The organism is Ligilactobacillus pobuzihii E100301 = KCTC 13174, assembly GCF_000349725.1.
In the GTDB taxonomy this organism is placed as follows: Bacteria; Bacillota; Bacilli; order Lactobacillales; family Lactobacillaceae; genus Ligilactobacillus; species Ligilactobacillus pobuzihii.
Genome location: NZ_KB714703.1, coordinates 124367 through 135875, shown reverse-complemented (window position 1 = coordinate 135875; position 11509 = coordinate 124367). Strand labels below are relative to the sequence as shown.

At 39.2% G+C, this 11509-nt stretch carries 9 protein-coding genes; 4 read left to right on the top strand and 5 right to left on the bottom strand.

The window, feature by feature from the left end:
* The coding region (locus LACPOB_RS12190; protein ID WP_040533153.1) for an NCS2 family permease at positions 1–862 on the bottom strand (862 nt) is incomplete at its 3' end.
* A 176-nt stretch (positions 863–1038) separates the two neighbouring features.
* On the opposite strand from LACPOB_RS12190, the gene add reads away from it, so the two are divergent.
* Positions 1039–2055 carry an adenosine deaminase gene (gene add, locus LACPOB_RS0110825; protein WP_017868839.1) on the top strand — a complete coding sequence of 339 codons (1017 nt, stop codon included), beginning with the start codon at positions 1039–1041 and terminating at the stop codon, positions 2053–2055.
* Positions 2056–2371: 316 nt separating this feature from the next.
* Here the strand turns inward: add and LACPOB_RS0110820 are convergent, their stop codons facing one another.
* Entirely contained in the window at positions 2372–5026 is a 2655-nt protein-coding gene (locus LACPOB_RS0110820) for a cation-translocating P-type ATPase (RefSeq protein ID WP_017868838.1), read from the bottom strand.
* Positions 5027–5440: 414 nt separating this feature from the next.
* Between LACPOB_RS0110820 and LACPOB_RS12835 the strand changes: the two genes are divergently transcribed.
* The 3 genes from LACPOB_RS12835 (at position 5441) to LACPOB_RS12830 (ending at position 8344) form a co-directional block, all read left to right on the top strand.
* A complete protein-coding gene (locus LACPOB_RS12835; protein WP_017868837.1) occupies positions 5441–5581 on the top strand; it encodes a hypothetical protein in 141 nt (46 codons plus the stop codon).
* 383 nt (positions 5582–5964) lie between these two features.
* Positions 5965–7503, top strand: coding sequence for an ABC-F family ATP-binding cassette domain-containing protein (locus LACPOB_RS0110810; protein ID WP_017868836.1), 1539 nt, complete (start codon positions 5965–5967; stop codon positions 7501–7503).
* A gap of 382 nt (positions 7504–7885) precedes the next feature.
* The gene (locus LACPOB_RS12830; RefSeq protein WP_191976292.1) at positions 7886–8344 is read left to right on the top strand and encodes a hypothetical protein; all 459 of its coding nucleotides are present in this window, start codon (positions 7886–7888) and stop codon (positions 8342–8344) included.
* A 50-nt stretch (positions 8345–8394) separates the two neighbouring features.
* Here LACPOB_RS12830 and LACPOB_RS0110800 read toward each other — a convergent pair whose 3' ends face one another.
* From LACPOB_RS0110800 to LACPOB_RS0110790, 3 genes are all read right to left on the bottom strand, one after another.
* Complete coding sequence (locus LACPOB_RS0110800; protein ID WP_017868834.1) at positions 8395–9558, bottom strand: site-specific integrase; 1164 nt, start codon at positions 9556–9558, stop codon at positions 8395–8397.
* 151 nt (positions 9559–9709) lie between these two features.
* Positions 9710–10615 carry a hypothetical protein gene (locus tag LACPOB_RS0110795; RefSeq protein WP_017868833.1) on the bottom strand — a complete coding sequence of 302 codons (906 nt, stop codon included), beginning with the start codon at positions 10613–10615 and terminating at the stop codon, positions 9710–9712.
* Between the two features lie 178 nt (positions 10616–10793).
* Positions 10794–11498: a S24 family peptidase gene (locus LACPOB_RS0110790; RefSeq protein WP_017868832.1), complete on the bottom strand. Its 705-nt coding sequence runs from the start codon at positions 11496–11498 to the stop codon at positions 10794–10796.
* Positions 11499–11509: the final 11 nt, after the last annotated feature.

Below are 11509 nucleotides of genomic sequence, written 5' to 3'. Positions count from 1 at the left end.
TGTTTTTCATAATACCGGCTTGTTGCGCTAGGCCGATCAATGTTCCTGCCGTATCGAAGAAAGCAACTAATAAGAAAATCAAAACAACAGCCCACATTTGGATATCAGCTAAGGATGCTAAGTTTTTGATACCAACACCAAAAGTCGGTTTCATACTTGGCGCAAATGAAATGAGATGAGTAGGCATCTTGATCAAACTAGTGACTAGACCCAAAATAGCAGTTGCGAAGATCCCGATGAAAATAGAACCAGGAACTTTGCGTGCCATTAAGATCCCGATAATGAAGATCCCCGCTATCGTTAGCCAAGTGGTTGGTTCTGTGAATGGACCGATCGCAACTAAAGAAGATTTGTCAGCGACAACTAGACCACCTCCTTGTAAACCAACAAAGGCAATGAAGATCCCGATCCCGGCGGCCATGGCATATTTTAAATCTTGCGGGATGGCATCGATCACAACTTCACGTATCTTGAAAAAAGACAAGATGGTGAATAAAACTGAAGCAACAAAAACTCCTGCCATAGCTTTTTGCCATGGGATCCCCATCCCTAAAACAACGGAAAAAGTGAAAAAGGCATTGTCCCCTAAACCAGCGGCGATCGAGATCGGATAGTTCGCTAAAACTCCCATCAATACACAACCGATCACAGCTGAAAGCGCGGTTGCAGTAAAAACAGCGCCTTTATCCATGCCAGCCGCCCCTAAAATACTAGGATTAACAAAAAGTATGTAAGCCATTGAAATGAAAGTCGTTAAACCAGCCATAATTTCACGTTTGACTGTGGATCCTTGTGCTGAAATGTGAAATGTTCGTTCTAACACACTAGCTTCTTTTTGGTCATTGTCCTCAAAATTTTCCATTACGTGAGAAAATCTCCTTTTCTTTAAAGTTTGAGATTACTATATTTTGAATTATTACATACATTATACTATTTATCAACATTAATATTCGTTATTTGTTTATTGACTAAAAGGGGATCCATGATACACTATAAAGTGTGAACGAACTGATATATTTGAATTTAGGAGGGGTTAAGTTGTCGAAGAAAGTTACGAAGGAATTTACTGCTAATCTACCAAAAGCCGAACTACATTTGCACATTGAAGGAACATTAGAACCAGATTTAAAATTAAAGTTAGCCAAGCGTAATCATATTGATATTGGACAAGATACGATCGAAGAGGTGCAAAAGACGTACGAATATGATGATCTTGCATCTTTTTTATCGGTTTATTATCCAGCGATGGAAGTTTTGCAAAAAGAAGAAGACTTTTATGAGTTGGCCTTTGAATATTTGAAACGGGCTGCATCTAATAACGTGCGTCACGTGGAAATTTTCTTTGATCCACAGGCACATACTAGTCGCGGAGTTGCGTTTGGAACGGTTATCAATGGTTTGTACCGTGCAGTTGTTGATGCACGTGCTTTGAATGTTGACGCTGCCCTGATTATGTGTTTCTTACGTGATTTCTCCAAAGAATCAGCGCGCAAGACACTCTTAGAATCTTTGCCATATAAAGATAAATTTATCGGTGTTGGGTTAGACTCAGATGAACATAATAATCCGCCGTTGAAATTTGCCCGCCAATTTGAAGATGCGGCAGCGCAAGGCCTTCACTTGACGGCTCACTGTGACATTGATCAAAAAGAATCGATCGATCATATCCGTCAGGCTTTGGAGATCATGGGGGTAGAACGTTTAGATCATGGAACTAATATCGTGGAAGATCCTGACTTGGTACAATTCGTTGCTAACAAAAAAATCGGGTTAACTTCTTGCCCGCTATCTAACGGGTATGTTTCACCAGAAATGAAAGGCAAAGAAGTATTGGAGTTATTGGCACAAGATGTGAAAGTTTCGATTCACTCGGATGATCCAGCTTACTTTGGCGGTTATATTGGAGATAACTACTATGCGATCGCAAAAAATTTTGATCTGACTAAAGACCAGGTTGTACAATTGGCCAAGAACTCATTTGAAACATCCTGGATCAGTGATGAGAAAAAGGCTTTGTATTTAAAAGAGCTTGATGAATATGTAACTGCTAATTAAACAGAGTGTAAAAACTCGTATAGAAAAAATGAGTGTACTGATGAAGTTAAATGGATACAACTTACTGGGTTTTGTAATTTGACTGATCTTAGGGAATCGCGGCTGTAACATAACTAATTGTACGAATCTAAAAGGGCCGTCGATCTAACCATTAGTTGGTTAAATCGACGGCCCTTAAGCGTGTTTCAAAAGATTGAAGCTTGACTGTAACAACGACCCTTGTTCTGATTTTGCGCTTTGCTACGACTCAAAATAACGCAATTATCCTTACAAATCAGCGTCAAAGCATCTTTTTTCTCACTTCTTATTTAGTTAACTACAAGTTTTTATAAACAGTTTTTCTTTGTACGAGCTTAACGATTTCAACAATCACGATCATCAAGACTACCGCGCCAAGGATCATTGACCATTGGGCAGCATTTAGAAGTGTTACGTGGAAAATATCATTGAAACCAGGAATAAAGATCGTAGCGGCTAGCAGCAAGGCTGAACCCAAGATCGCCCAGTTAAAGAATTTGTTTTTAAACGTTTCTTTGCTGAAGATCGAGCGATGGATCGACTTACAGTTGAAAGCATGGCCAAGTTGCAGCATTCCTAATGTAATAAAGGACATTGTCAAAGCATCAGCGTGGATCATATCTGAACCTGAATGTTCTGGGTATAAGATCGCCAACAGGTAAACTCCAAGAGTCAAGAAGCTTTCTAAGATCCCTTGGTAGATAATGCTTGAACCGACACCATTTGAGAGAAAAGTCGATTTTTGCCCCCGAGGCTTATGTTTCATAGCATCTGGTTCCCCAACTTCAACGCCTAAAGCGATAGCAGGAAAAGTATCAGTTACTAAGTTGATCCATAAGATATGCACAGGTAAGAAAATATCCCAATTAGCAAAGGTCATTAACGATAAAGTCAAGACTTCACCTAAATTAGCGGATAAGAGATACTGAACAGCCTTTTGAATGTTAGCAAATACTTTTCTTCCCTCACGTACAGCTGTGATGATCGTCGCGAAATTATCATCGGCTAATACGATATCGGCGGCTCCTTTAGAAACTTCAGTTCCTGTGATCCCCATTCCGACACCAATGTCAGCAGTCTTTAAGGCTGGTGCATCGTTCACGCCGTCACCAGTCATTGCCACGATCTTCTCGTGACTTTGCCATGCTTTAACGATCCGGACCTTGTGTTCAGGTGACACACGTGCATACACAGAGTACTGATCAACATTATTTTGTAGTTGTTCGTCAGACATTTCATCTAACTGACTACCAGTGATCACGCCTTGGTCATCATCTTTTTTTATTATACCTAAACGAGTTGCGATGGCCTGTGCTGTTTCTTTATGATCCCCCGTGATCATTAATGGTCGAATTCCAGCAGATTTAGCTTCGTTAACAGCTTCTTTAACTTCTGATCGCTCAGGGTCGATCATCCCAGTCAAGCCAACAAAGATCAGATCATTTTCGTAAGCTTGTGAAGTTGCTTGGTCAGCGACTTTTTCGACTGGTTTGTAAGCATAAGCCAAAACACGTAAAGCACGGTGAGCTAAATTACTATTAGTGTCGTTGATTTTTTGTCGATCTTCGTCAGTTATTTTACGCACTTTACCATCAACATTGATCTGAGTGGTGCGATCTAGTAAAACATCTACGGCACCTTTAGTCAGACAATAAACTTCATTATCGTTATTTTTAACGATCGCACTCATTAACTTACGATCTGAATCGAAGGGAACAGAATCGAGCCGCTCATAATTATCCATAACTTCTTTTAAATCATCATTTTTATCGATAAAATATTGAATTAAAGCAGTTTCTGTCGGGTCACCGATCAAGCCATCCTTACTTTGTTGGCTGTCATTTGCCAGTATCATGATCGAGGCCATCCGTGATGAAAGTGGAAGTGAAAAATCGCTGACTCTCATGAGCTTTTGGTTGGTAAAGACCTGCTCGACCGTCATTTTATTTTGGGTCAAAGTTCCGGTTTTATCAGACGCGATGATTTCTGTGGTCCCTAAAGTTTCGACCGCTGGTAATTTACGTACCAAGGCGTTTTCTTTTGACATCGTCTGCGTCCCAAGTGCTAGTGTGATCGTGACGATTGCAGGCAGACCTTCTGGAATGGCAGCAACCGCTAATGAAATTGCAGTTAGCAGCATGTCAAATGGTGTTTCACGTCCTGTTACTGTTCCGAAAATAAAGATCACAGCGGCAATTACCAAAATCAAAATACTTAAGGTCTTGCTGAGATGGTCGATATTTTTTTGCAATGGAGTCGTGGTTTGTTCAACACCTGAGATCATGTCGGCGATCTGGCCGACTTGAGTTTCCATTCCGATTCCAGTGACGATCGCTTCAGCGGTCCCGTAAGTCACATTGGTATTCATAAAGGCCATATTGTCTTGGTCGCCGATCCCGGGTTTTTCTGTTTCTAACACGTCGCTGTGCTTTTCAGTTGGAACAGATTCACCGGTTAAAGCAGACTCTTCGATCTTAAGGTTATGTGTTTCGATGATCCGTGCGTCAGCTGGAACGACATCCCCAGCCTCCAAAAGAATAATATCACCTAATGTGACTTCATTACTTTGGATCTGTTGAACCTGACCGTCTCGTCGTACACGGGTATAAGGTGTTGTCATTTCTTGCAACGCATCGATCGCGTTTTCTGCCTTGGACTCTTGAAAAACTCCGAAAGCAGCGTTTAATACAACTACTAAGAAGATGATCAAAGCATCAGAAACTTCGCCGATCAGTAAAGAAATGACCGTTGCGATCAGTAAGATGACGATCATCAGGTCTTTAAACTGATTGATGAATTTTTGCAGAATAGTGGTTCTTTTTTCACCAGCTAATTCGTTTTTACCGTTTTTTTGAAGTCTATCTTCTGCCTGCTTTTTTGTTAAGCCATCCGGTGTAACTTCAAATTTCTTTAGGACCTCTTGGGTGGTATCTTGATAGTAGTTTGCATTCAATCGCTGGACCTCCTTTAAAATTTGCTTGAATGTGTTTAATAACAAGGAATTACCGTCCTTAAATTTATCCTACCATATGTATTAGTTAAAAAGAAAATAATAGCATAAGGAAAATCCTAAAGTTTTAATTAATTGAACAATAACCAAAAAACACTGAAATTGAGCACAATTTTGCACTTGTAACTAAAATAATTTAAAAAGAAAAATTGTTCATTAATTTTAGATAGTTAGTGATTACGCAAAAAGGAGCACACGTATTTTAGTCAAAAAAGCGGCAAATTGTTTCAATGATGTAATAAAGTTGTGTAAGTTAAAATTTAGCAGGAACTAGGGAACTTTTGGAAAAAACTTGAAATTATATGAAAATTTCGGTAAAATACTTCAGTGCATGATTATCTGAAGGGAGGAATTATAATGTCAAATAACGATCATATTGGTACAGCTAACGACCGTCGTAAGGTTAACCATACAAATGTTAAGAATCGTCGTAAACAACACCTTGCAGTACTTGATTTCTTAAAGAAACAAGAAGAAGCACAAAAGGCTGCTAAATAATTTCAGCATCGCTTGGCATAGTGCTTAGTGGGGCTGACCTTAAGCGAGATCAATAGCACGGTGTTTCCGGCTCGAGCGGAATATCCGCGTTCTTAATTAAGGAGTTAGTTTCAATTAATTGAACAAATTGATAAGCTCCACATGGGCCCAATTATTGAGCACATGTGGATTTATTTTGCCCATATTTTGACATAAAATAAGCGGATTTTTTGCAGTTTGCATTTTTTTAGTGCATACTTTGCCAGAATATGGCTAAGAAAGCGACAGACAATTAAAATTAACAACCACAGATAATCATTTCGAAAGGTTTAACAAGCGCGATTTGTGATATGTCGGGTCTGTTACATACATTTTGAAGCCACAAGAGATAGGAGAATTAGGTAATGAGTGTTTTAGAAGTTGAACATCTATCAATGGCTTTTGCGGATAAACAGTTATATGAAGATGCATCATTTCGTTTAAATAAAGAAGACCATATGGGGATCATCGGTCAAAACGGTGCGGGTAAATCGACACTGATCAAATTATTGACTGGAAGTGAGCTTCCCGATGAAGGAACGATCAAGTGGCAAAATAAAGCCACAGTTGGGTACTTGGATCAGTATGTTAAAGCTGGTGCGGGACAAACGATCGAACAATTTTTGCATACAGCTTTTGCTTATTTGTTCAAGTTAGCTGATCGTCAGGCACAATGTTATGCACAGTATGCACTAGAGCCAAAAGACGAGTTGTTAGAAGAGGCCGGTAAGATCCAAGAAAAATTGGAAGCAGCTGATTTTTACGAAGTTGATACGAAGATCTCTCAAGTTATGACAGGCTTGGGCATTGACCAAATCGGGACCAACAAACAGGTCAGTGAATGTTCTGGTGGACAGAGGTCTAAAATTATTTTAGCTAAGTTATTGCTTGAAGAACCAGACGTTTTGTTACTCGATGAACCGACTAACTATTTGGATACGGAACACATCGAATGGTTGACTAACTATTTAAATAACTTTGAAGGTTGTTTTATGGTTATTTCCCATGATTTTGATTTTCTAGAAAAAATCACCAATTGTATTATTGATGTGGCGTTTGGTAAGATCATTAAATATACAGGAAGTTTCCGTTCAGCAGTTAAGCAAAAAGAGATAAAAAAAGAAGTTCAACGAAAAGCTTATGAAAAGCAACGCCAACAAATCGAAAAAGATGAAGATTATATTCGCCGAAATAAGGCTGGTACGCGGTCAACGATGGCGAAATCACGGCAAAAACGTTTGGATAAAATGGAACGGATCACACCTCCAAGTGACAATTTACAGGCACATTTTGGCTTTCCGTACGTTAATTTAATGTCATCAGAAGTTTTAACGGTACAAAATTTGTCAGTTGGATACAAGAGTCCTTTATTAGCCCCCGTGACTTTTTCAATGTCACATGGTGAAAAAATTGTCCTAAAAGGATTTAATGGTGCCGGTAAGTCGACTCTGATCAAATCTATTTTAGGCCAAATCCCTGTCTTTGGTGGAACCGCGAAGTTTGTGGACGCGGCTAAGGTGTCTTATTTTGATCAGGATCTGGTTTGGGATGACCCTAATATCTCGCCTTTGCAAACTATTCAAAATCAGTTTCCTAAGTTGGAACCAAAAACGATCCGTCAACGGTTAGCCCGGGCTGGTTTGAATGCTTCCAATGCCATGAAACCGATGAAACTGTTAAGTGGTGGGGAACAAACTAAGGTCAAGTTGTGTGCGTTGGAATTAGTTCCCAGCAATTTTATTATCATGGATGAACCGACTAACCATTTGGACGATGAGACCAAACATGCGTTACGCGATGCTTTACAAGCGTTTCAAGGCAACGTCTTATTAGTGACTCATGAGCCAGATTTTTATGACGGCTGGGTCGACAAGATCTTTGATGTGGCAGCCGCACGAATTTAAAAAATAATTTTACATTTGAGAGTGAGATAAAAGATGTTTTGAAGCCGATTTGTAACGATGATTGTTTTATTTTGGGTCGTAGCAAAGCGAAGAACCCGAATAAAGCAATCGTTGTTACAGTCAGGCTTCGATCTTTTGGAACACGTTTAAGAGCCGCTGATTTAACCCATTTAATTGGGATAGATCGACGGCCTTTTTAGAATCGCAGAGCTAGTTATGTTCCAGCCCCTTTTTTGTTGTACTGATAAATTTTTAATCTAAATAGGTAAAAGCTAGGGGGATTTTCTTAGTTTAGGGACAGTAAACGGCTAAATGGTTGACTAAAATATTGAATGCGCTTACGCTATTTGAAGAAATTGCAATTAATCTAAAGGAGGAATTTATGATGCATTGTTTTCACGGTAAGCATACATATCAGCTTGCCTTAGCCGCTTTGTCAACAGTCGTGTTACTTGGTGGCGCTTTTTGTGTGGTACGACAGCAAGCAACAAGCGTGGAGGCCAAAGCAGTCCCATCCGCACAGATCAATGACCTGCCGATCACTGATGAACAATATCGTGATGCTTCGGCCAGTGACTTGGCCCAAATGATCCGCAATGGCAAAGTGTCTAGCCAACAGTTGATCAAGCATGCCTCAGCTTTAGTTCAACAAGAAGCCCCTGATTTAAATGCGGTCATTAGTTTACGTGAAGATAAGGCACTTAAAGAGGCGAGTGCCATGAAAGACACGGGCCAGCCGTTTTATGGTGTTCCGATATTGATCAAGGGCTTAGGACAACAATTAAAAGGTGAGTCAAACACGAATGGTTTGAGTAGCAAGGCTAAAAGTACCGGTATATAAAGGCTTATGAACTGTTAAATGAAATTGACCCAAGAAATGACCCAAAGAGGCTAATTGCCCATATATTTGGCAAAACGTTCGCCAGTCCCTGATCTACGTGATTCCATGACGTGGGCATAAATATCAAGCGTTTCTTTACTTGTTGCATGTCCTAAACGGTCTTGAACTTCTTTAATCGTGGCTCCTGATTCAAATAATAGTGATGCGTGTGTATGACGGAAGCCGTGCACGCCTATCTTTTTTTGCGGGAACTTTTTATACAGTAGACTTAACCACTTGTTGGCAGTCTCAGACGGACAAAAGCCATTGCTTGTACTTTGGAAAATTGGTTGTTTATCGCCATGATAAATGAAACCGTGCCGCATTATCCACTTCGATTGTTCTAAGTGCCATTTTTGTAAAACAGAAACGGTTTTATCATCAAGAAATAAGACACGTTTCGAAGTTTTTGTTTTTGGCGTTGTTATCTTAGTTTGCTTTTCAAGCGAATCATAGACGATATTTTTATTAATATCGATCGTTTTGTTTTCGAGATCAAAGTCACCCCAACTTAATGCTAATGATTCGCCTCGGCGCATACCAGTATAAGCTAACAGCCTAAAATAGGCGTACTTTTTAAAGTCCCCATTTTCTTTCACAGTTTTTAGAAAATTAGTTAGTTCTTCCTTATTATAATAATTAACTTGGTCCGCATGTGCTGATTCTTTTCCTTTTGGACGATCAACCTTATCCATTGGGTTTGTAGTCATTATTTCCATTTTCACCGCATACCTAAATAACATATTCAATGTACGAGTAAAACGAACCATATTAGAATATTTTTTGCCTAAGTTGTTAAGTGTCTTTTGCAGAATGTAGGGGGACAATTTGTCAAGCTTAATATTTCCTAACACTGGTTTAAGGTGCTTTACATATGGGACTTGATACGTTGAAAGACTGGTATTTTTTACGTTACCTTTCTTAGCTTCAAACCAAGCATTGAACAGATCATCAACGGTTTTAACATTCAATTCATTGCCATTGCGCCAGCCGTTCTTATCGTAATCAACTCGTAACCTATCAAGTGCACGTTGTGCTTCTCGGGCTGTTTTAAAGCCCCTGCGTGTCGTTTCGATCCGTTTGCCTGTGATTGGGTCAGAGCCTAAATAAACTTTAAATTTGTACGCTCTCGTGCCATTCTTCTTAGTGTATGGCTTAATATTTTTATTTCGCATGTTTTCCTCCTTTGCTGTGTGGGTCAAAGTAGGGTAGGCAGTAACTCCTTTCTATGGTAAGATAAGAAAAGGGCATACTACGCCTACGGTAGAATTAAAGGTTAGCATATCTCAAACTTTGGTCGGTGGGGGATATGCTATTTTTTATTGTCTACTTTACTTTTAAATCAATGTGATTGAGCATTCCGTCGGTATATTGGTCTTGATCCTCATTAGACACACCTGCTGGGTGAATAGTTAGAGTGTTTTGATTAATCTTATTATAAGCCTCCTTTAACGTCCTGCCAGTTGCGAGAACTATGATCAAGTCTTTATCCTCCACAGTATTCCCAGCTTGCACTTCCTGGTCCGCAGTATCGTCGCTGTAGAATATATCATCTCTATTGATTTGCTTGCCGTCTGGAGTTGAGAAGTCGTACTCACCACCTGCATACCCTGTAAGGCCGTCGTATGTTAACGTCTGATCTGACGTGTTCTTGAAGTCCGTTTCAACAACGGTAAAAATCACTGCGTCGTTGGCTACGAACTCATCACCTTCCTTATTGAAGACTGGCCTAGTTTCGTCCATTGACCCTGAACCTAAATTATCAATCATTTCTTGGGAAGCACTGTCAAATCCGGCTGTCCAATACTGTGTATTGAAGAGCTTTAGCCCATTAATATTTTGGTCGGAGATATTCTTCATATCAGCTAGGTAAGTCATAATAACACCCTGATCATTCTTTGAAGTCCATTGACCCTTCTTGGGATATGTGGGTTCTTCTTTTACATATTTTTCATGTAATCCATCACTTTTTTTAGTGTATTTGTTTTTAAGTTGATTCACATATTTCTTGAACTGTTTAACCTGGTACTCTTCGCCGTCGCCTTCTTGCAGCATAGCTATATCTTGGCTAGGTACCTTAATGCTAGATGATTTCTTAGAACTGGCTTTCTTTTCAGTTTGAGTTGTTTTACTTGCTGTATCCTTTTCTTTACTATTTGTTGAATTAGAGCATCCAAACAGAATTAAACTGATTCCCAAAAGTGATACACTTGAAGCAATCCCTTTTTTCATGATAAAATCCTCCTAAATAAATTTAATATAATTTCCTCGGTTTTTAACGTCCACGAGGTGCGGACAACTATGTAATCATTTAATTTTCATCTATGTACAAGGCCCAATCCAGTGTTATACTTGAATTGGACACATCATATGCTCTAGCCGTTACCCTAAATTCTGGCTAGGGCATTTTTTATAGAACAACGACCCCAACGATCTGATAGTCGTCGTAGTCATGAATGACGATGTCATCATAGTCTCTATTCAAAGAAATCAACTTAACACCATCCATTGAAACAAACAGCTTTTTAACAAACGCTTCGCCGTTCACTTCAGCAATCACGAACTGATTATTTCTTGCTTCATCAACTTTATTGACGAATAGAATTTCACCGTCACTAAATGTCGGCTCCATTGAATTACCATTCACGCGTACCGCAAAATCATACTTAGGTATCGGTCCTTCGATAGTAACTGTTTCTTTTGATTGGCCGTCTAGCCATTCGCCAGTACCAGCAGACACAGCACCAAGAACATCAATAGTATAATTTTGTTTAGATTCTTCTATATTATGCACGTTAGGATGGTTTTGCTCGTCTAGTTTCGATTGAGCATAATCATATACTTCATATTTATGTTCATCTGTTAGCTCGTTAAATATAGGAAAGATGTCTACTTTATTTTGACTATTTTCTTTCCGTAAATCGGTATTCATTAAGTCTTCAAGACTTACATTGAATATGTGAGCTATATCGGCAAGAACTCCCACTTTAGGTGTGTATTTGCCTTTTTCCCATTCACTTACAGAAGAAACGCTTTTTCTACCTAGCTTATTAGCTAAAGTAAGTTGATCCATTCCAGATTTGTTTCTAAGATATTTTAGATTAGTGGAGAACATGTTTATACCTC

Coding starts and splice junctions, on each gene's coding strand:
- LACPOB_RS12835 (WP_017868837.1), top strand. CDS start 5,441: ATGTCAAATAACGATCATATTGGTACAGCTAACGACCGTCGTAAGGTT.
- LACPOB_RS0110810 (WP_017868836.1), top strand. CDS start 5,965: ATGAGTGTTTTAGAAGTTGAACATCTATCAATGGCTTTTGCGGATAAA.
- LACPOB_RS12830 (WP_191976292.1), top strand. CDS start 7,886: ATGATGCATTGTTTTCACGGTAAGCATACATATCAGCTTGCCTTAGCC.
- LACPOB_RS0110800 (WP_017868834.1), bottom strand. CDS start 9,558: ATGCGAAATAAAAATATTAAGCCATACACTAAGAAGAATGGCACGAGA.
- LACPOB_RS0110795 (WP_017868833.1), bottom strand. CDS start 10,615: ATGAAAAAAGGGATTGCTTCAAGTGTATCACTTTTGGGAATCAGTTTA.
- LACPOB_RS0110790 (WP_017868832.1), bottom strand. CDS start 11,498: ATGTTCTCCACTAATCTAAAATATCTTAGAAACAAATCTGGAATGGAT.